At 61.6% G+C, this 18,775-nt stretch carries 20 protein-coding genes; 11 read left to right on the plus strand and 9 right to left on the minus strand.

From position 1 onward, the window contains the following. Positions 1 to 22: 22 nt before the first annotated feature. Both AC0L2V_RS27625 and AC0L2V_RS27630 read right to left on the minus strand, forming a co-directional pair. Positions 23 to 703: a DUF2161 domain-containing phosphodiesterase gene (locus AC0L2V_RS27625; RefSeq protein ID WP_023802536.1), complete on the minus strand. Its 681-nt coding sequence runs from the start codon at positions 701 to 703 to the stop codon at positions 23 to 25. A gap of 135 nt (positions 704 to 838) precedes the next feature. After that, the gene (locus AC0L2V_RS27630; protein WP_473521735.1) at positions 839 to 1,135 is read right to left on the minus strand and encodes a DUF982 domain-containing protein; all 297 of its coding nucleotides are present in this window, start codon (positions 1,133 to 1,135) and stop codon (positions 839 to 841) included. A gap of 301 nt (positions 1,136 to 1,436) precedes the next feature. Between AC0L2V_RS27630 and map the strand changes: the two genes are divergently transcribed. Together map and radC are read left to right on the plus strand one after the other, a co-directional pair. Next, positions 1,437 to 2,264 (plus strand): type I methionyl aminopeptidase, encoded by an 828-nt coding sequence (gene map, locus AC0L2V_RS27635; protein ID WP_023802538.1) that lies wholly within the window; start codon positions 1,437 to 1,439, stop codon positions 2,262 to 2,264. A gap of 49 nt (positions 2,265 to 2,313) precedes the next feature. Further along, on the plus strand, positions 2,314 to 3,078 hold the full coding sequence (gene radC, locus AC0L2V_RS27640) for a RadC family protein (RefSeq protein WP_023802539.1): 765 nt from the start codon (positions 2,314 to 2,316) through the stop codon (positions 3,076 to 3,078). A 45-nt stretch (positions 3,079 to 3,123) separates the two neighbouring features. On the opposite strand, the gene AC0L2V_RS27645 is transcribed toward radC, so the two are convergent. Continuing rightward, positions 3,124 to 4,572 carry an MFS transporter gene (locus AC0L2V_RS27645; protein ID WP_473521763.1) on the minus strand — a complete coding sequence of 483 codons (1,449 nt, stop codon included), beginning with the start codon at positions 4,570 to 4,572 and terminating at the stop codon, positions 3,124 to 3,126. A 147-nt stretch (positions 4,573 to 4,719) separates the two neighbouring features. On the opposite strand from AC0L2V_RS27645, the gene AC0L2V_RS27650 reads away from it, so the two are divergent. Next, complete coding sequence (locus tag AC0L2V_RS27650) at positions 4,720 to 5,628, plus strand: LysR family transcriptional regulator (protein WP_473521736.1); 909 nt, start codon at positions 4,720 to 4,722, stop codon at positions 5,626 to 5,628. Between the two features lie 33 nt (positions 5,629 to 5,661). Here the strand turns inward: AC0L2V_RS27650 and AC0L2V_RS27655 are convergent, their stop codons facing one another. Further along, positions 5,662 to 5,946: a hypothetical protein gene (locus AC0L2V_RS27655; RefSeq protein WP_473521737.1), complete on the minus strand. Its 285-nt coding sequence runs from the start codon at positions 5,944 to 5,946 to the stop codon at positions 5,662 to 5,664. Positions 5,947 to 6,073: 127 nt separating this feature from the next. On the opposite strand from AC0L2V_RS27655, the gene coxB reads away from it, so the two are divergent. The 6 genes from coxB to AC0L2V_RS27685 all read left to right on the plus strand — a co-directional run bounded on the left by coxB (position 6,074) and on the right by AC0L2V_RS27685 (position 11,274). Further along, positions 6,074 to 6,889, plus strand: coding sequence for a cytochrome c oxidase subunit II (coxB, locus tag AC0L2V_RS27660; RefSeq protein ID WP_023802543.1), 816 nt, complete (start codon positions 6,074 to 6,076; stop codon positions 6,887 to 6,889). A gap of 89 nt (positions 6,890 to 6,978) precedes the next feature. Continuing rightward, positions 6,979 to 8,748: a cytochrome c oxidase subunit I gene (ctaD, locus tag AC0L2V_RS27665; protein WP_473521738.1), complete on the plus strand. Its 1,770-nt coding sequence runs from the start codon at positions 6,979 to 6,981 to the stop codon at positions 8,746 to 8,748. Next, positions 8,745 to 9,449, plus strand: coding sequence for a cytochrome c oxidase subunit 3 (locus AC0L2V_RS27670; RefSeq protein WP_091596997.1), 705 nt, complete (start codon positions 8,745 to 8,747; stop codon positions 9,447 to 9,449). Before ctaD ends, AC0L2V_RS27670 begins: the two co-directional genes overlap by 4 nt. Positions 9,450 to 9,462: 13 nt before the next feature. Continuing rightward, positions 9,463 to 10,185, plus strand: a complete 723-nt coding sequence (locus tag AC0L2V_RS27675; protein WP_023802546.1) for a heme-copper oxidase subunit III family protein — start codon at positions 9,463 to 9,465, stop codon at positions 10,183 to 10,185. A gap of 31 nt (positions 10,186 to 10,216) precedes the next feature. Beyond that, positions 10,217 to 10,621: a cytochrome C oxidase subunit IV family protein gene (locus AC0L2V_RS27680; RefSeq protein WP_473521739.1), complete on the plus strand. Its 405-nt coding sequence runs from the start codon at positions 10,217 to 10,219 to the stop codon at positions 10,619 to 10,621. A 179-nt stretch (positions 10,622 to 10,800) separates the two neighbouring features. Beyond that, positions 10,801 to 11,274, plus strand: coding sequence for an aminoacyl-tRNA deacylase (locus AC0L2V_RS27685; protein ID WP_023802548.1), 474 nt, complete (start codon positions 10,801 to 10,803; stop codon positions 11,272 to 11,274). A 57-nt stretch (positions 11,275 to 11,331) separates the two neighbouring features. On the opposite strand, the gene AC0L2V_RS27690 is transcribed toward AC0L2V_RS27685, so the two are convergent. The 3 genes from AC0L2V_RS27690 to AC0L2V_RS27700 form a co-directional block, all read right to left on the minus strand. Continuing rightward, positions 11,332 to 12,150: a DUF2189 domain-containing protein gene (locus tag AC0L2V_RS27690; protein ID WP_473490353.1), complete on the minus strand. Its 819-nt coding sequence runs from the start codon at positions 12,148 to 12,150 to the stop codon at positions 11,332 to 11,334. 406 nt (positions 12,151 to 12,556) lie between these two features. After that, complete coding sequence (locus AC0L2V_RS27695; protein WP_091596990.1) at positions 12,557 to 13,504, minus strand: heme o synthase; 948 nt, start codon at positions 13,502 to 13,504, stop codon at positions 12,557 to 12,559. A gap of 111 nt (positions 13,505 to 13,615) precedes the next feature. Continuing rightward, complete coding sequence (locus AC0L2V_RS27700; RefSeq protein WP_023802551.1) at positions 13,616 to 13,996, minus strand: c-type cytochrome; 381 nt, start codon at positions 13,994 to 13,996, stop codon at positions 13,616 to 13,618. A 295-nt stretch (positions 13,997 to 14,291) separates the two neighbouring features. On the opposite strand from AC0L2V_RS27700, the gene AC0L2V_RS27705 reads away from it, so the two are divergent. Together AC0L2V_RS27705 and AC0L2V_RS27710 are read left to right on the plus strand one after the other, a co-directional pair. Further along, entirely contained in the window at positions 14,292 to 15,173 is an 882-nt protein-coding gene (locus AC0L2V_RS27705) for an alpha/beta fold hydrolase (protein WP_473512688.1), read from the plus strand. A gap of 64 nt (positions 15,174 to 15,237) precedes the next feature. Beyond that, complete coding sequence (locus tag AC0L2V_RS27710) at positions 15,238 to 15,564, plus strand: antibiotic biosynthesis monooxygenase family protein (protein WP_473512686.1); 327 nt, start codon at positions 15,238 to 15,240, stop codon at positions 15,562 to 15,564. A 62-nt stretch (positions 15,565 to 15,626) separates the two neighbouring features. Here the strand turns inward: AC0L2V_RS27710 and tig are convergent, their stop codons facing one another. Together tig and AC0L2V_RS27720 are read right to left on the minus strand one after the other, a co-directional pair. Next, positions 15,627 to 17,099: a trigger factor gene (gene tig / locus AC0L2V_RS27715; RefSeq protein ID WP_091597207.1), complete on the minus strand. Its 1,473-nt coding sequence runs from the start codon at positions 17,097 to 17,099 to the stop codon at positions 15,627 to 15,629. A gap of 646 nt (positions 17,100 to 17,745) precedes the next feature. Beyond that, complete coding sequence (locus tag AC0L2V_RS27720) at positions 17,746 to 18,597, minus strand: hypothetical protein (protein ID WP_473512685.1); 852 nt, start codon at positions 18,595 to 18,597, stop codon at positions 17,746 to 17,748. Positions 18,598 to 18,775 lie beyond the last annotated feature (178 nt).

The raw sequence follows: 18,775 nt of genomic DNA on the forward strand, positions 1-18,775 counted from the left end.
TCTGCCTGTCGCTGCAAGTCGCTCAAACGACTCGTGCCGCCTCGTCAGAAGCCGATTGAGGCCAGCGCTGTAGCGCAGCACGGCCAACGTCGGTAAGCGCATAAACGCCGCGCTCGGCCCTGGCGAACCAGCCATAGACATTGTGAAGCAGGATATTGGCGGCGCGTGGCGAAATGGTTTTCAGATCGCGCGGGCGTTTTGGGCCGTCGACCATGGCAGCGGCGCAGGCCAGCGCGTCCTGCCGGTAAGCGGTCATGACCGGCGTACGCGAGCCGCCGCCGACTACAGGGTCGCCGCGCCGGCGCCGATGCTCGTCCACCAGGCGCGATCTTCGCCTCGGGTCTCGCCGGGGCGGCAAGGCGGCCGGACTGAGCAGCAATTCGACGTTGCCGGCGGAGCCAACCCCGAGAAGGCCGAAGCCGAGCCGCCGGCACAGCGCACGGAACCGGCGATCGTGCTCGCGGCCCTTGCCTCGACTTGACATCCTCGCCGCGAGCCAGACCTCATCGCATGACGCAGCACGGTCAACACCTTGAAGAATGAGTTCGAGGTTGAACTGCAGCTTCAATTCGCAGATGACGAGCACGGGCGGCTCGCCGTCACGCAGTCCCACGACATCGCAGCCGCCAACCTCGCCTTTGACAGTGAAGTCCAGACTCTCAAGAAACCGCTTCACCGGGATGTAAAGAGACGTTTCCTGCATGCCGCAGGCATAGCCGATTCGTGGCCGGTTGGCACAGCATCGCCGACAGGCATTGCCACCGAGGGCAGATTTGCCACTCGTTCAACACACGGAGCCATGCTTCAAGCAATTTGCCGGGACTTGCCCACTCAGCCGTTAAGCCCTCAGCCCCCTCGCCTCGCCTCCGCGCTTGCGCGGGACCATCATATCCCTGGCCAGCAGGCGGCTCACCCGGCAGAATGCCATGAACGCCCGGCAAGCCGCCTCGGTCTCGACCAGGTCGACGGTGGCGCCGAAGCAGGCGTTGAACGCGGCCTGATAGACTCGGCCCTGGCGGCGAACCGGCCAGCCTTGCAGGAAATCCAGCGCCTGTTCGACGCTGTATATTTCCTCGACCGGCAGGCCAGGCGCGGTCGTGATGCGCACCGGCACCTCGAATTGCAATCTGTCCATTCCTGTCTCTCCAGAACGCGCAGCAACGCCGCTCGCCGCAAAAAGTTGCTTTGACCAGCTTTCCGCTCAGGCCCCGTTTCTTGCCCAGAAACTTCTTGCTCACAAAATATGTCGTCAGTGCGGACGAACGGCCCGGCATGGGGCCGGACACGCACAAGATGAAGCCGCAAAGCATGAATATCGCCGGCTTGAGCCCAATCGCCGGCAGTTCGTCCTTGAACCTGGCGCCGTCCGGTGCCAAATCTGGGGGACTCTTCTCGCGGGCTCAACAGAAGCCCTTTCACCCGGCAAGACGGACACAATGGTCACCTATCTCGACGCCGCCACGGCACCGCTCAGAAACACCGGCCAGATCCGCCTCTATGGCGAAGAAGGCTTTGCCGGCATGCGCAAGGCCTGCGATCTCACCGCGCGCTGCCTCGACGAACTGGTGTCGATCGTCGCGCCGGGCGTCACCACCGAAACCATCGACCGCTTCGTCTTCGAGTTCGGCATGGATCACGGCGCATTGCCGGCGACGCTCAACTATCGCGGCTACACCAAGTCGTCCTGCACCTCGATCAACCACGTCGTCTGCCATGGCATCCCCGACAGCAAGCCGTTGAAGGACGGCGACATCGTCAACATCGATGTCACTTACATCCTCGATGGCTGGCATGGCGATTCCTCGCGCATGTATCCGGTGGGCACGATCAAGCGCGCCGCCGAGCGCCTGCTCGAGGTCACGCATGAATGCCTGATGCGCGGCATCGCCGCGATCAGGCCCGGCGCCCGCACCGGCGCCATCGGCGCCGCCATCCAGACCTATGCCGAAGCCGAGCGCTGCTCGGTGGTGCGCGATTTCTGCGGCCACGGCGTCGGCCAGCTCTTTCACGATGCGCCGAACATCCTGCACTATGGCAGCGCCAGCGAGGGCGTCGAGATGCGGCCGGGCATGATCTTCACCGTCGAACCGATGATCAATCTCGGCCGGCCGCACGTAAAAGTGCTGTCGGATGGCTGGACGGCGGTGACACGCGACCGCTCGCTGTCGGCGCAGTACGAGCACACGATCGGCGTCACCGAGACCGGATGCGAGATTTTCACGCTGTCGCCAAAAAACCTCGACCGCCCCGGCCTGCCAGCATAGTGTTTGCGCGAGGGCCGGATCTTCCCGGTCAAGAAAATGCGGGCGGCCTATGGGAAAGACCAGCGACGATGACGAACGGATCTTCTTTCCCGAAACACCGATAAAACCGCTCGCGAAAGCCAATTCGGTCGATAAGTCGCCCGAAAAGCCGCACTATCTCGGCCATCGCGACCGCTTGCGCCAACGGTTTGCGGCCGGTTCCGACGCCCTCCCCGACTACGAATTGCTGGAGCTCTTGCTGTTTCGCCTGATCCCCCGCGCCGACACCAAGCCCGTCGCCAAGGCATTGCTGGCACGCTTCGGCACGCTGGCCGAGGTGCTTGGCGCCCCCGTCGCACGGCTTGAGGAGGTCAGCGGTATCGGTCCGGCAGTGGCACTCGATCTGAAGATCGTTGCCGCGGCCGCCCAACGCGCGGCGCGTAGCGAGATCAAGGGCCGCGAGGTGCTGTCGTCCTGGACGCAGGTTCTCGGATACTGCCGGTCGGTCATGGCCTTCGAGGAGCGCGAGCAGTTCCGTATCCTGTTTCTCGACAAGAAGAACGCGCTGATCGCCGACGAGGTGCAGCAGGTCGGCACCGTCGACCACACACCGGTCTATCCGCGCGAAGTGGTCAAGCGGGCGCTCGAACTCTCCGCCACGGCGATCATTCTGGCGCATAATCATCCGTCAGGCGACCCGACGCCGTCGCGCGCCGACATCGAGATGACCAAGCTGGTCATCGAGACGGCCAAACCGCTCGGCATCGCCGTCCACGATCACATCATCATCGGCAAGAAGGGTCATGCCAGCATGAAGGGCCTGCTGCTGATCTGACGCCCTGTTTGGACAAGCATCGGCCCCAAAGCGTCCGGTCTCGTGTCATGACACGCCAGGCAGCGACGGGCGTGCCGCGAGAACGCGGCCTCCGACCGCAACGACGAGCGCGACGATGATCAGTATTGCCGCGACCGCAAACGTGATCCGCATACCAGTCGCGACGGCGTCGGGCCGCGCCGTTGCGATGTCTATGGCCTCGGAGGCGAATGCGAACACAGCGCCCATGACGGATGCGCCGGTGATGAGCCCGAGATTGCGCGACAAATTGAGCAAGCCGGAAATGACGCCCGGCTGGTCCGGGCGGATATCCGACATGACAGCGGTGTTGTTTGCCGTTTGAAACAGCGCATAGCCAGATGTGATGACGGCGATCGGGGCGATGTAGCCAGGGATGCCCGATATTGCCGGCATCACGGATAGAATGAAGCAACCGGCGGCTATCGCGATAAGCCCAATGGCGGTCATGCGCCCAGCGCCAAAACGGTCGGCTATGCGACCAGCCGGCACACCCGTCAGCGCGGCGACAAGCGGACCGACCGACATGACGATGCCAACAACAGCGGCGTCGAGCCCGAGCGCACGAGACAGATAGAACGGCCCGACCACCAGTGTCGCCATCATCACCGTCGCAACGAGCGCGCTCATGGCGAGGCTCGCGCTCAACGTCGTATTGCCGAAAGCGGCCAATCGGATCAAAGGCGACGCCACTCTCGCCTCGACAAGCACAAACAAACCCGCCGCGAAGACTGCAGCCACGAATAGAGCCAGGTTGGGCTGACCAAAACTGCCACGCCCGATCGTCATCGCGAGCGCATAGGCGCCAAGCGTCAGGGCAAGCAGCAGCGTGCCGACAACGTCGAAGCCGGCCCGATCCGTCTTCGGCTCCCGGCGATCAGCCGGCAGATAGCGGTAGGCGAGACAAAATGTCAGCAAGCCCAGTGGCACGTTGACGAGGAAGATCGCCCGCCAACCGGCTCCGGCAATCAGCAGACCGCCGAGCGAGGGACCGAGAGCGGTGCCGATCGCCGACATCGTTCCGAGCAGCCCCATGGCGCTGCCGGTCCTTGCCTTCGGCACCGTCTCACCGACAAAAGCCATGGTCAGGGTCATCATGATGGCCGCCGCCAAGCCCTGGGCCGCCCGGGATGCAATCAGCAGCCAGAGCGTCGGCGCGACGCCACACAGGACCGAGGCCACCGTAAACAGGAACAGCCCGACCAGCAGCAGCCGCCGGCGACCGGTGATGTCACCCAGTCGCCCGACGCTGACGATCAGGGTGGTGATGGCGAGGAGGTAAGCCAGCACGATCCACTGGACCTCCTGGAACGAGGCGTCGAACGCCTGCGTCAACGTCGGCAAGGCGACATTGGCGATGCTGATGCCGAGCGAGGACAGCAACATCGATAGCGAAAGGCTGGCGAGCGCCCACCGAACCGCAGGTGCCCGTTCTGGATTTTCGGCGACTGCCCGTCCTGCATCGATTGGCTTCAACATGAACTCCGTTTTCTGGCGCGACTCCCGAAACGGAGCTGGCAGACAGGTAGTCCTTTGCTTGAGATGGCGGAAGCCGCATCATTTGCACGTAATCATTGCGTTTGACGCCATGTCAGATCGGGCCGGCCATGCTACGATCATCATATGTCGCATCCCGACCTCAATCTGCTTGTCACGCTTGACGTGTTGTTAACGGAAGGCAGCGTGGCGCGCGCCGCCAGAAGGCTGCTGCTGAGCCCGTCGGCGATGAGCCGGGCGCTGGCGCGATTGCGTGAGACGACGGGCGATCCGCTGCTGGTCAGGGCCGGACGCGGCCTCGTTCCGACACCTCGGGCCCTCGAGCTCCGCGAGCGCGTCGGTCAGCTTGTGCAGAACGCCGAAGCCGTTTTGCGTCCTGTCGAGATGCTCGACCTGAAACGGCTTGAGCGGACCTTCACGCTTAGAAACAGGGATGGCTTTGTCGAGAATTTCGGGCCGGATCTCATTGCGCGCGTCGGCGAACAAGCACCGGGCGTGCGGCTGCGCTTTGTGCTGAAGCCGGACAAGGACAGCACGCCTCTGCGCGACGGTAGCGTAGACCTGGAAACCGGCGTTGTCGGAAAGGCCACGGGACCGGAGATGCGCGCGCAAGCGCTGTTCCGTGATCGTTTCGTCGGCGTCGTGCGGATGGGACATCCATTGTGCGAGGTCACGATGACCCCTGCCCGCTACGCAGCCGGCCGGCACATCCTCATCTCCCGTCGCGGACTCGACAGGGGACCGATCGACGATGCCCTTGCGCCGTTAGGGTTGAAACGGGAGATCGTGACGGTCGTCAGCGGCTTTTCGGAAGCTCTGGCTCTGGCGCGTGCCTCAGACCTGATCGCCAGCGTTCCCGAACGCTATACGGGAAACCTGCGCGATGGAATGTTCTGGTTCCCTCTGCCGGTTCCCCTGCCGGAAATCGCGGTCTCACTTTTGTGGCACCCGCGGCTGGATGCCGATCCGGCGCACCGGTGGCTGCGCGGCTGCGTTCGAGACGTTTGCACCGGAAAAGCCCACTGGATCTCTTAAAGCGCAGCGGTCAAGGGAGCGTTGCTGATTCGATCACAGCAACTCTAGTTGCAGGTGCCGGCGATTCCGACCGACCGCCTCGCTGAACCCGATTAGGTCGAAAACGGCCTCGCCTCGCCCCGACAGCAGCCGAATCGCCAGGGACAGCAGGAGCCGGTCGGCGAAAAAACAATCGCCTTTATCGCGTCGGCACAATCCCGAACCAGCCTCCTCCCCCGCGAGGGGGCGGCCTTTCACTATCCGGCAGGATGCCGTGTTGTTCGGTGCCCCAGCAGGTTTTTTCTTCGCCGCAGCCTTCTTCTTCTTGGGTTCTTCCACATCATCGCCCTTGCGTTTTCGGCTGACGGGAAGACCGCACTAGAATTTCGACCGGAAATCGAGCTATGATGCATTTGGCATTTCCTGGGACGGCTTCGCGCCCTTGGAATGCCGGGAGGAACGGGATATGGCCATAGCGCTTGTACTCGTTTTGGTAGTTGTGGGCTCAGTGTTGTTCCACTTCCTGAGCCCATGGTGGTGGACGCCGATTGCCTCTAATTGGGACTATATCGACAACACCATCATCATCACCTTCTGGATCACCGGCGTCGTCTTCGCCGCCGTCGTCCTATTCATGGCTTATTGCGTCTTCCGCTTCCGTCACCGGGAGGGCAACCAAGCTGCATACGAACCCGAGAACAAGCGGCTCGAATGGTGGCTGACGATCGTCACCGCAATCGGCGTCACCGCCATGCTGGTTCCCGGCCTGTTCGTCTGGAACCAGTTCGTCAGCGTCCCAAGCGACGCAACCGAGGTCGAAGTCGTCGGCCAGCAATGGCAGTGGAGTTTCCGCTTGCCCGGCAAGGACGGCAAGCTCGGCACGTCCGACACCCGCAACGTCAGCCCTGAAAATCCTCTCGGCGTAGACCCCAGTGACGCCAACGGCCAGGACGATGTCGTCGTCGAAGCCGCCGATCTGCATCTGCCGGTCGGCAAGCCGGTCAAGATGCTGCTCCGCTCGATCGATGTGCTGCACGATTTCTACGTGCCGGAATTCCGCGCCAAGATGGACATGATCCCGGGCTCGGTCACCTATTTCTGGTTCACCCCGACCAAGACCGGAACTTTTCAGGTCCTGTGTGCCGAGCTTTGTGGCCAGGGGCACCCGTTGATGAATGGCGTGGTGATGGTCGACACGCCGGAAGACTATCTGGCGTGGCTCGGCGAACAGCAGACTTTTGCACAATTGTCGGCCCCCCAGCAGGTGGGCTCGGCAGAGTAGACGCCGGCAAAGACGGCGATTTGGGTTGAAATTGCGGCACGGCTCGAAACTGTCGAGCCTGGCCGAAAAGGACACGGAGGTGTTCCTATATGGTCGATGTCACACCTGCAGATGGGGTACCGCCGGCCGAAGTCGCGGAGATGGAACTCTACCATCCGCGCAGCTGGTGGACGAAGTACGTCTTTTCGCAGGACGCCAAGGTCATCGCCATCCAGTATTCGGCGACGGCCACGGCAATCGGCATGGTGGCGCTGGTGCTGTCCTGGATGATGCGGCTGCAGCTCGGCTTCCCCGGCACCTTCGACTTCATCACCCCGGAAGCCTACTACCAGTTCATCACCATGCACGGCATGATCATGGTGATCTACCTGCTCACGGCACTGTTCCTGGGCGGATTCGGCAACTACCTGATCCCGCTGATGGTCGGCGCGCGCGACATGGTCTTTCCCTATGTCAACATGCTGAGCTACTGGATCTACCTGCTCGCCGTGCTGGTTTTGGTGTCGAGCTTCTTTGCGCCCGGCGGACCGACCGGCGCCGGCTGGACGCTTTATCCGCCGCAGGCGATCATGACCGGCACACCAGGCGGCCAGGACTGGGGCATCATCCTGATGCTCGTCTCGCTGATCCTGTTCATCATCGGCTTCACCATGGGCGGCTTGAACTACGTCGTGACGGTGCTGCAGGCCCGCACACGCGGCATGACGCTGATGCGCCTGCCGCTGACCGTCTGGGGTATCTTCACCGCGACAGTCATGGCGCTGCTCGCCTTCCCGGCGCTGTTTGTCGCCTGCGTGATGATGCTGTTCGACCGTGCGCTCGGCACCAGCTTCTTCATGCCGGCCATCGTCGAGATGGGCGAACAACTGCAGCACGGCGGCGGCAGCCCGATCCTGTTCCAGCATCTGTTCTGGTTCTTCGGCCACCCCGAGGTCTACATAGTGGCGCTGCCGGCCTTCGGCATCGTGTCCGACCTGATCAGCACCCATGCGCGCAAGAACATCTTCGGCTACCGGATGATGGTCTGGGCCATCGTCGGCATCGGCGCGCTGAGCTTCGTGGTCTGGGCGCACCACATGTATGTCAGCGGCATGCATCCCTATTTCGGCTTCTTCTTCGCCACCACGACATTGATCATTGCCGTCCCGACCGCGATCAAGGTCTACAATTGGGTGCTGACATTGTGGCGCGGCGACATCCACCTCACCGTGCCGATGCTTTTTGCCCTGGCCTTCATCGTCACCTTCGTCAATGGCGGGCTGACCGGACTGTTTCTCGGCAACGTCGTCGTCGACGTTCCGCTATCGGACACGATGTTCGTCGTTGCCCATTTCCATATGGTCATGGGCGTTGCCCCGATCCTCGTGATCTTGGGGGCGATCTATCACTGGTACCCGAAGGTCACTGGCCGGATGCTGAACGAGGCCATGGGCCAGTTCCACTTCTGGGTCACCTTCCTCGGGGCCTATCTGATTTTCTTTCCCATGCACTACATCGGCCTGATGGGCGTGCCGCGCCGCTACAACGAACTGACCGCCACGACGGTGATGACCGAGTCGGCCCACGATCTGAACGCGTTCATCAGCATCATGGCGTTCCTCGTCGGCTTTGCCCAAATCGTGTTCCTGTTCAATCTGATCTGGAGCATCCGCCATGGCCGCGAGGCCGGCGGCAATCCATGGCGCGCCACGACGCTTGAATGGCAGACGTCGGAAACACCGCCCGCCCATGGCAATTTCGGCAAGGAACTGCCGATCGTCTATCGCTGGGCCTATGACTACAGCGTCCCGGGCGCCAAGGAGGACTTTATCCCGCAAAACATGCCGGGCTCCTTCGGATCCTCCAGGGAGCCGGCATGAGCGTCATTCTGGTCTTCCTCCTCGTCATCGTCGGCTTTGTCGGATGGTGGCTTTCCCATCAGCGGCTGATGGCCAAGCCATGGCTCGAGCAAGGTTTGATCGGGGATATTATAGGCCCGGAAGGATCGGCGCTGCCGACCGCCAAGATCGGGCTCGGCGTCTTCCTCGCCGTCGTCGGCTGCCTGTTTGCGCTTTTCACCAGCGCCTACTTCATGCGCATGGCGCTGTCGGACTGGCAGGCGCTGCCGCTGCCGCGCGTGCTCTGGTTCAACACCGGCGTGCTGGTCCTGAGCAGCATCGCGCTGCAATGCGCCTCGGTCGCTGCGCGCCGGGGCGAGATCGACGCGGTCAGGCTCGGCCTCGTCACGGCTGGGCTCACCGCGCTTGCCTTCCTGGTTGGACAGCTTGTGGCTTGGCGGGAACTGACCGCCGACGGCTACCTGCTGACCGCCAATCCGGCCAACAGTTTTTTCTACCTGATAACCGGGATGCATGGGCTGCACATACTGGGCGGGCTGGTGGGCCTGGGCAGAACAACTGCCGGCGCCTGGAACGGAGCACGGCCGGAGCGGCTTCGCCTCAGCGTCGAACTGTGCGCCATGTACTGGCATTTCCTGCTTTTCGTCTGGCTCGCCATTTTTGCACTTCTGGCCGGCTGGGCCGCGACTTTTATCGAAATTTGCCGACAGCTGCTGACCTAGGAGGGCCGGACGGATGGCAGACACGACAGTGACGCATACCGGCCAAGCACAGGCGCGGCCGGCTGGCTTGCAAGGCGTCGCCGCCGACTGGTCCTCGGATCAGCGCGCGTTCAAGAACGTGTCCTGGGGCAAGGCCATGATGTGGATCTTCCTGCTCAGCGACACCTTCGTCTTCGGCTGCTTCCTGCTCTCCTACATGACCGCGCGCATGTCCACCCGAGTGCCGTGGCCCAATCCGAGCGAGGTCTTTGCCCTTCATATCGGCGGCTCGAATATTCCACTGATCCTTATCGCGATCATGACCTTCGTGCTGATCTCGAGCAGCGGAACGATGGCCATGGCGGTGAATTTCGGCTACCGCCACGACCGCCGCAAGACGGCGATCCTGATGCTTTTGACCGCAGCGCTCGGCGCAACCTTCGTCGGCATGCAGGCCTTCGAATGGACCAAGCTGATCTCCGAGGGGGTGCGGCCCTGGGGCAATCCGTGGGGTGCGGCGCAGTTCGGGTCATCCTTCTTCATGATCACCGGCTTTCACGGCACCCATGTGACGTTCGGGGTGATCTTCCTGATCATCGTCGCGCGAAAGGTCTGGCGCGGAGATTACGAAACCGGCCGGCCCGGGTTCTTCACCAGTCGCAGGGGCCGCTACGAGCACGTCGAGATCATGGGGCTCTACTGGCATTTCGTCGACCTGGTCTGGGTGTTCATTTTCGCATTCTTCTATCTTTGGTGAGAGGCAGACATGGCTTTGGTGAGAGGCAGATATGGCTGAAGCAACCGCAAACGGTCTGGGGCAACATACGCTGCACGGAACGCAAGCGCATGATGCGGCAGCAACCGGCATCGCCCCTGCGGAGGTTCATCAGGAGCACCCGATCAGGCTCTATCTGGTGGTCTGGGTGTGGCTGTTCATCCTCAGCGCCTGCTCCTATCTGGTCGATTATGTCGGCCTCCAGGGCTATCTCAGATGGTCGCTGATCCTGATCTTCATGATGCTCAAGGCCGGGCTGATCGTCGCGGTCTTCATGCACATGGCCTGGGAGCGGCTGGCGCTGACCTATGCGATCATATTGCCGCCGATCCTGGTGCTGGTGTTCGTGGCAATGATGGTCTTCGAATCGGAGTACACGCTTCTCACCCGGATGCTGTTTTTTGGGGCCGAGCCCTGACGCGCAATCCGGGTTCGGGCAGCATTTCCCGTCGCGGGCCGGAGGGGCTGTTCACGGCCCGCTCTGCGTTGCCTTGAAACGGTCGACAGCTGGCCCATTTTTGTCACCACCGGAAAACGACAGAAGGAGAACGATTTTCGTCGGTTCTCCGTCGTGAACTCCAGGAAGGGAGGCTCAAGATGACGATCGCAAACAGATTGAAGGACTTTATCGACGAGAAAGGAATTTCCTACGACACCGTCGAGCACCACCGCACGTCGACAAGCAGGCAGTCCGCCTTAGCGGCGCATGTGCCCGGCAGCATAATGGCCAAATCGGTGGTGGTTCACCACGACGGTGGCTATGCGCTGGCCGTGGTCCCGAGCACGCACAGGATCGAGCTCGGCACATTGCAGGACGTCATGCACCAGCGTATTGGGCTCGCCTCCGAGGACGAGGTGGTTTCGCTCTTCGAGGATTGCGACACCGGCGCCATCCCGCCGATCGGCGCGGCCTACGATGTGCCGGTGATTGTCGATGAAAGCCTCGGCAATGCCGGCGATATCTATTTCGAGGGTGGCGACCACAGGACGCTCGTGCATGTCAGCGGCAAGGATTTCCGCAACCTGACCAGCGACGCACAGCAAGCCCGCTTTAGCTACCCGGCTTACTAAGCACTCTTGCCAACCTGCCGCAGCGGCCTCTCGCCGGTGCGGCAGGGCAGAGTTTTTTCAGTCCGCCGGTCTGGTGGAGGCCGGCGATTCCACGACTTTCCGATAGACGTGCCAGGTGGCGTGACCGAGGATCGGCAGCACCACCGCCAGCCCGGCGAACACCGGCAGCGAGCCTATGATCAGGGCGACGGCGACAATCAGGCCCCAGACAGCCATCACGATCGGGTTCGCCAGGACCACCCGCACCGAGGTGTGGATGGCTTCGTAGGCGCCGACGTCGCGGTCGAGCAACAACGGGAACGCGACGACCGTGGTGCACAACACGACCGCGGCGAAGACGAAGCCGATCGCGTGGCCAACGATAATCAGCGTCCAGCCGCGCCCGGTGGCGAATATTTCACTGATGAAGCTGGACAGTGATTCCGGCGGGGCTGGACCGAACACTTGCTGATAAAATATTTGCGCGGTCAACAGCCAGGCGACGAAGATCGCAAGCAGCATGATCCCGACCGCCGCGATGGCCGGCAGCGCTGGAGAATTCCTGACCTCGAAAGCGTGGCTCCATGAGGCGTCGAGCCCGGCCTCCCGCCTCCGGCTGATCTCATACAGGCCGAGCGCCGCGAACGGGCCGATCAGCGCAAAACCAGACACCAGCGGAAACAACAGCGGCAACGTGTTGTTGCCCGACGTCCAGACAGCGAGCACGACGCCGACAAGCGGATAAATCAGGCAGAGGAAAACGATGTGCGACGGTTTGACCATGAAATCGTCGACGCCACGCTTGAGCGCGTCGAAAAGGTCGGAAACGCCTATCTTTCGAATTCTGGTGTGCTCCAGCGTCTCGCTGGCGCCTGCAATCACGTGAAAACTTGCCATGACCATTCCTCCAGACCAGGTCCGGTAAAGGTCGCGATTTCACGGTGCTGTCGTTCAGCGTGACTGGCCACGCAAAACCGCGACCCGCACCATGATCAACATACGCTCTTGCATGGCATTTGTCGCCGCCCTTTGTCTGCGGGACGGCTCCGGTGATCCCGCTAGCTCTAACGGCCTTTCTTCGCTAGTCTCAAAGCTGGGTTGAAGGGTGAAGATCATGGATGGAAAGACCGTTCTTATACTCGGCCTTGGCATAGTTATTCTGCTGGTGCTGGGATTCTGCGCAGTGCCAACGTGAGGTTTGAGCAGGTTCGGACGCACTTCGTTCAGCAATCGCCGATTTTCAACCCGGCAAACAATCCGAGAACATCAGGATTCAATGCAGCCACGAGGCAGGTTCATGCCGTCAATTTCCGGCTGACATGACGACACGCATTGCAACGGTATCGGCAAGCAGCACGGCAAAGATCGCGAAAAGATAGAGAATCGAATAGGCAAACAGCGCCTTTGCGCGTTTCATCTCCCACCCTTCAGCCAATCTTTTGTCGACCAGAAGCTTCCAGGCATGCCAGATGAAACCCGCGCCCAATGCGGCCGAAACAATCCCGTACAATCCGCTCGCGAATCCGACAGCCCAAGGGAGCACGCCGATTGGCGCCAGGATCAGCGAATAGACGAAGATTTGCTTTCTGGTCGAAGCCTGGCCGGCCACGTTCGGCATCATCGGAATGCCGGCCGCAGCATAGTCGCCGATCTTGAACAGCGCGAGCGCCCAGAAATGCGGCGGCGTCCAGAGGAAAATGATCAGAAACAGGACGAGACTTTCAACCCCGACGGCGCCGGTGGCGGCCGCCCACCCGATGACCGGAGGAAGCGCGCCCGCGGCACCACCTATGACGATGTTCTGCGGCGTCGAGCGTTTCAGCCACATCGTGTAGATGACGACGTAGAAGAAGATGGTGAAGGCCAGCAGCGATGCGGCGAGCCACCCCACCAGCACGCCGAGCGTCATGATCGAAAGTACGGAAAGCACCATGCCGAAGCCGAGCGCTTCGCCTGGCGTGACCCGGCCTGACGGGACCGGCCGCTTTGAGGTGCGCGACATCAACGCGTCAATATCGGCATCGTACCACATGTTGAGTGCCCCGGCCGCTCCCGCTCCAACCGCAATTGCACCGATTGCAATCACGGCGATGACCGGGTTCATCGCCCCGGGCGCCACCATCAGGCCGACGAAAGCGGTAAAGACAGCAAGCGCCATGACGCGTGGTTTCAAAAGCGCGAAGAAATCACTGACCGTCGCTTCAGAGATCTGGATACCGGTATCCTTGAGGCCGCTTTCCCGAGCCGACATTTCAGGCGACTACCGATTGGCACACGCAATCTGGCCGGCCCATCGGCCGACGGAAGAACCGGGTTACTTCCTGGCGGAAGAACCGGGTTACTTCCTGGCGGAAGAACTGGGTCATTTGGAGAATTGCTTCAGATAGGCGATGACATTGGCGAGATCCTCGTCCTTCTTGAGGCCGGGAAACGCCATCTTCCCACCTTTGATCATGGCCTTGGGATCGCGAAGATAATTCGTCAGCGTGGCGTCGTCCCATTTGACGCCGGATTTACCCGCCTCGGTCATGGCTTTGGAATACTTGAACCCGGGATGCGTGCCGGCCGTCCGGCCGATGACGCCGCTCAGCGACGGACCGACCTTGTTCTGGTCCTTGTCAACGACGTGACAAACCTTGCATTTGGCGAAGACCTTCTCACCCGCGGCGGCATCCTGTGCCTGGGATTGGCTCGTGACAAAGGTCGCAACGGACACGACTGCGAAAAACGCGATTGCACGCATGGCATTTCCTCCCCGATCGCCAAATCTGCCTTGGACGATCTGCGCCTGCCGACACTTTCGCCGTCATGCGCCCCTTGCACGACAGAGCGGAATATCCGCGTCTCCCGCATGGAATTGCGGCATCTACATACCACAAAATCTGGCCGGCAGATAGAAGAAGTCGACCAGCAAGATTGGCGCCGAAGCGACGAGGCAGGCCGATCGGCGTAGAGCGTAACCGGAACGCATACCGGGTAAAGGCGTTAGACCAGCTACGGTTAAACATCTGAAAGATCAAAAATTCAGAGAAGTGTCTATGAACGACAGGAGCGACCTGGAGGTGCGCCACGGCACCCGCACGATTGACGGCGACACCGTCTTTTACAGACAAGCAGGTCCTGAAACCGCGCCGGTGTTGCTGCTTCCGCATGGCTATCCCTGCTCATCCTTCCAATATCGCCGGCTGATGCCGGCGCTCGCCGATCGGTGGCGGACGGTCGCGCCGGATTTCCCCGGCTTTGGCTACAGTGGCGATCCGGCACGGTTCGGTTATGATTTTGATGCCTATGCAACGTTCCTTGAGCGGTTCACCGACGCGCTGGAGCTCGGTAGCTACGCGCTATGGTTGCACGACTACGGCTCGCAGATCGGCCTGCGCCACGCCATAGCGCACCCATCGCGGATCAGGGCCCTGATCATCCAGAATGGCGACATCTACGCCGATGCTCTTGGCCCGAAGTATGAAACGATCCGGCGTTTCTGGCGTGATCCTTCACCAGCGAACCGTGCGCCGCTCGAGCAGGCGGTGAGCGAAGACGGCTTTCGCGCCGAGTTCGTAGGCGAAGTCGATGACGACGTCGCTCGACGCGTCCCGCCTGATCTATGGAAGTTGCATTGGCCGCTGATGGATACGCCTGTGCGCCGTGCGCTTTCAGTCGGACTGATGGAGAAGCTCAAGGCTAATCTCGACTGGTTCCCTCGTTACCAGGCATACCTGCGCGAGCGGCGGCCACCGGCAATGATCCTTTGGGGACCGAAGGACGAATACATGCCCGAGCCGGCAGCGCGCGCCTATCTGCGCGATCTCCCTGAGGCCGAGTTGCATTTGCTGAACGAAGCAGGGCACTGGCTGCTGGAGACCCATTTCGAGGTCGCCCTGCCACTGGTGCGACGGTTTCTGGGCAAGGTCTTGCATTAATCGCCCGCACAACACCGCAGCGGATTCCGCCATTGCTGACCACCCATCGAGAGGAGCGCACGCCATGATCGACAACGCCACAATCGCCCGGATCTGGCGGGGAAGGACACGCCGTGATCTGGCGGACGCCTACGAGCCATACCTACGCCGCGAAGGCATTCCGCCGCTTCAGGAGAAGGCACTCGGCGTACAGTTATTTCGCGAAGATCGCGAAGAAGAGACGGAGTTCGTGACGATCTCGTACTGGCCTGACGTCGATGCCATGGCGAGCTTCACCGGCGGCGACCCGCACAAGATCCACCACCTGCCGCGCGACCAAGAGTTTCTCGTTGAGCTGCCCAAGCGAGTAACCGTGATGCGTATCCTCGTCAGCCAACTGCCTCACGAGTAATGCGGCGCGGCGAAAAAAAGGCCGCCTTGAGGGCGGCCTTTCACATCCAGCAGAATGCCGTGTTATTCGGCGTCCTTGGCAGCTTTCTTCTTCGGCGCGGCCTTCTTCTTGGGCTCTTCCGCATCGTCGGCCTTGTTGGCGTCGGCCTTCTTTGCTGCGGCTTTCTTCGCCGGCTTCGCCTTGGCCGTCTCGCTGTCCTCGTCGTCGGCCATCAGCTCTTCCTTGCTGACCTTGACGTCGGTGACCGAAATCTGGCTGAGCAGATGGTCGACCACCTTCTCCTCGAACAGCGGCGCGCGCAACGTGTTCAGCGCTTCAGGATTGCTGCGGTAGAATTCGAAGGCTTCCTGCTGCTGGTTGGCCGGATAGCGGCGCACCTGCTCGAGCAGGCCGCGCTGCAATTCCTCGTCCGACACGGTGACGCCGGCCTTCTCGCCGATTTCGGCGAGAACCAGGCCGAGACGCACACGGCGCTCGGCAAGCCGCATATATTCGGCGCGCGCCTCTTCTTCCGTCGTCTCCTCGTCGGCAAAGGTGCGGCCGGCGGCTTCCAGATCGCGGTTGACCTGGTTCCAGATGTTGTTGAACTCGGCCTCGACGAGCTTCGACGGCGCCTCGAACGAGTAGGCGGCGTCGAGCTGGTCGAGCAGCTGGCGCTTGATTTTCTGGCGCGTCATCGAGCCGAACTGGTTCTCGATCTGGCCGCGCACCACTTCACGCAGACGCTCCAGCGACTCCAAGCCGAGATTCTTGGCCATTTCGTCGTTGATCTCCAACGCACCGGGCTGGGACACTTCCTTGACGGTGACGTCGAAGGTGGCTTCCTTGCCGGCAAGATGCGCCGCCTGATAGTTTTCCGGGAACGTGACCGTGACCTGCCTCTCGTCGCCGGCCTTGCTGCCGATGAGCTGATCCTCAAAGCCGGGAATGAATTCCTTGGAGCCGAGCACCAGCGGCTGGTCGGTGCCGGCGCCGCCGCTGAAGGCTTCGCCATCGATCTTGCCGACATAGTCGATCGTCACGCGGTCGCCCTCGGCGGCCTTGCCGGTCTTCGGTTCGTAGGTGCGCGCCGATTCGGCGACCCGCTTGACCTGCTCATCGATTTCCGAATCCGGCACGTCGAACACCTGACGCGTCACCTTGATGTCGGAGAAATCCTTGATCTCGATCGGCGGAATGATCTCGTAGTTCAGGCGGAACTCGAAGTCGGCGCCGCCGGCCAGGATCTTCTCGGCCTCCTTCTCGTCCTCGGTCATGATCACTTCGGGCTGCATGGCAGCCTTTTCGCCACGGCCGGTAATGATCGAACGGGTCGAATCGTTGAGGATCTCGTTGACCACTTCGGCCATGAACGACTTGCCATAGACCTTGCGCAGGTGCTGCACCGGCACCTTGCCGGGGCGAAAGCCGTTGATGCGGACCTTGCTCCTGGCATCTGAAAGCCGCGCCATCAGCTTGGCTTCCATGTCACCGGCCGGCACGGTGATCTTGATCTCGCGCTTGAGACCGGAGTTGAGCGTTTCGGTGACCTGCATCATAGAACCTTCGTTTCCGCAGCCAAACGGCTCTTGCCGTTTACAGCCTGCCGGTATGATCTTGCCGGGAATGGCTTTTGGTGCGGGACTTGGCGATCTGTCCACTCAACGCGGCTCAAAATCGTCCAGAAACACGCTCCAAAATGTGAATAAGTCTTTGTTTTTCCGACTTCTTATCACATTCTGCAGAAGTGGATCGTCGCATCCCGTCACATTCGACACGCCTTTTGTCACAGGCGCGGCCGATTTTCAACCATCTTCGCGTCTACAGCGCCGCGCGTCATCTTGGACGCGCAGGAAGCTGGAGCACCTTGATTTTGGCGCGTGATCCCCAAAAATACGATTTTTCGTTTTTCGGGATCATGCGCCGGCGAACGGCCGCTATTTTGACCGCGACATTGACAGAATGATGGCTGCCTGCGGGCAACGCGGATGCGGCGGAATTGCTGGACGCGCTGGATTTTAGGCTCCACTCCGACTTGGCTCCCGCTGGTGTAGCTACCCCGAAGTCGTCAGCCGCTTGGCGCAGCGGTCCTGACGCAGAGAAGCCCGCCACCTTGCGAGTGGCGGGCCGGCCGCGAGGCCAGGAGAGTGTTGTCAAAGCCTGTACGGCCGATGCGACACTCCCGTTTGCGCAACAGTCTTCTCAGCGTCGTGCGATCAGCAAGCAGAGCTCACGCAGGTCGCGATCGTATGTCCCGCCGCTCCCGAGCACGTCGACGCAGCGCTTCTTCATCCGTATCAACTGGCTGCTGGACAACTGCGCGACCACGCTCACGCCAGGTGTTCCAGGAGTCCCGGGTGTTCCAGGAGTCGCGGGTGTGCCAGCAAGGGTCCCGCCGCCGACGTCTACACCGACTCCGACCCCGGTCGTCCCACCAACATTGGCACTCACACCCGCTGCAACGAGGCCGGTGCCGCCTACATTTACGCCTGCGCCAGCAGTGATACCACCGGTGCCGCCGGCATTGGCGCCCAGGCCGGCCGTGACGGCACGGGTGCCGCCGACAGTGGCACCCAGGCCAGCCGTGACGCCACGAGTGCCGCCGACACTGGCACCCAGGCCAGCCGTGACGCCACGAGTGCCGCCGACATTGGCGCCGGCACCAGCGCTAACGCCCCTGCTGCCGCCGATCGATGCACCGGCGCCGGCATTCACTCCGCTTCGGCCGCCGATCGAAGCGCCGACACCCGCGATAATGCGTTTCTTGCCGCCTATCGATGCGCCGGCTCCCGTATTTACCCCGCGGCTACCGCCGATCGAAGCGCCGACTCCCGCATTGACGCCGCCACTGCCGCCGATCGAGGCGCCGAGACCGGCGTTTACACCGCCTCGGCCGCCAACCGATGCGCCGAGACCGGCGTTTACGCCGCCTCGGCCGCCAACCGATGCGCCGGCGCCGACGCTAATGCCGCCTGCGCTGGAGGGAAAAGAAAGAGATAAAACAAGTGCACCACAGGCCAAAGCTGCGGCGAAACTGTTAACGACGTTTGCCATGACACTCTCCTTTGGTAATTACCCCACAGCAGCAGTTTCAAATTTGCTACTTTAGCAATAACGAACCCAGAGAGTGTTTGAATCGCTAACAGGAAACAATGTTTGCGGTCGTGACTTACGAGTAGAAAAATATTCCGAATCAATTTGAAAGAAATTTGAATACATCCTTGGGCAGGAA

This window comes from Mesorhizobium sp. WSM4814 (assembly GCF_055811595.1).

Coding starts and splice junctions, on each gene's coding strand:
- AC0L2V_RS27625 (WP_023802536.1), bottom strand. CDS start 703: ATGCAGGAAACGTCTCTTTACATCCCGGTGAAGCGGTTTCTTGAGAGT.
- AC0L2V_RS27630 (WP_473521735.1), bottom strand. CDS start 1,135: ATGGACAGATTGCAATTCGAGGTGCCGGTGCGCATCACGACCGCGCCT.
- map (WP_023802538.1), top strand. CDS start 1,437: ATGGTCACCTATCTCGACGCCGCCACGGCACCGCTCAGAAACACCGGC.
- radC (WP_023802539.1), top strand. CDS start 2,314: ATGGGAAAGACCAGCGACGATGACGAACGGATCTTCTTTCCCGAAACA.
- AC0L2V_RS27650 (WP_473521736.1), top strand. CDS start 4,720: ATGTCGCATCCCGACCTCAATCTGCTTGTCACGCTTGACGTGTTGTTA.
- coxB (WP_023802543.1), top strand. CDS start 6,074: ATGGCCATAGCGCTTGTACTCGTTTTGGTAGTTGTGGGCTCAGTGTTG.
- ctaD (WP_473521738.1), top strand. CDS start 6,979: ATGGTCGATGTCACACCTGCAGATGGGGTACCGCCGGCCGAAGTCGCG.
- AC0L2V_RS27670 (WP_091596997.1), top strand. CDS start 8,745: ATGAGCGTCATTCTGGTCTTCCTCCTCGTCATCGTCGGCTTTGTCGGA.
- AC0L2V_RS27675 (WP_023802546.1), top strand. CDS start 9,463: ATGGCAGACACGACAGTGACGCATACCGGCCAAGCACAGGCGCGGCCG.
- AC0L2V_RS27680 (WP_473521739.1), top strand. CDS start 10,217: ATGGCTGAAGCAACCGCAAACGGTCTGGGGCAACATACGCTGCACGGA.
- AC0L2V_RS27685 (WP_023802548.1), top strand. CDS start 10,801: ATGACGATCGCAAACAGATTGAAGGACTTTATCGACGAGAAAGGAATT.
- AC0L2V_RS27690 (WP_473490353.1), bottom strand. CDS start 12,150: ATGGCAAGTTTTCACGTGATTGCAGGCGCCAGCGAGACGCTGGAGCAC.
- AC0L2V_RS27695 (WP_091596990.1), bottom strand. CDS start 13,504: ATGTCGGCTCGGGAAAGCGGCCTCAAGGATACCGGTATCCAGATCTCT.
- AC0L2V_RS27700 (WP_023802551.1), bottom strand. CDS start 13,996: ATGCGTGCAATCGCGTTTTTCGCAGTCGTGTCCGTTGCGACCTTTGTC.
- AC0L2V_RS27705 (WP_473512688.1), top strand. CDS start 14,292: ATGAACGACAGGAGCGACCTGGAGGTGCGCCACGGCACCCGCACGATT.
- AC0L2V_RS27710 (WP_473512686.1), top strand. CDS start 15,238: ATGATCGACAACGCCACAATCGCCCGGATCTGGCGGGGAAGGACACGC.
- tig (WP_091597207.1), bottom strand. CDS start 17,099: ATGCAGGTCACCGAAACGCTCAACTCCGGTCTCAAGCGCGAGATCAAG.
- AC0L2V_RS27720 (WP_473512685.1), bottom strand. CDS start 18,597: ATGGCAAACGTCGTTAACAGTTTCGCCGCAGCTTTGGCCTGTGGTGCA.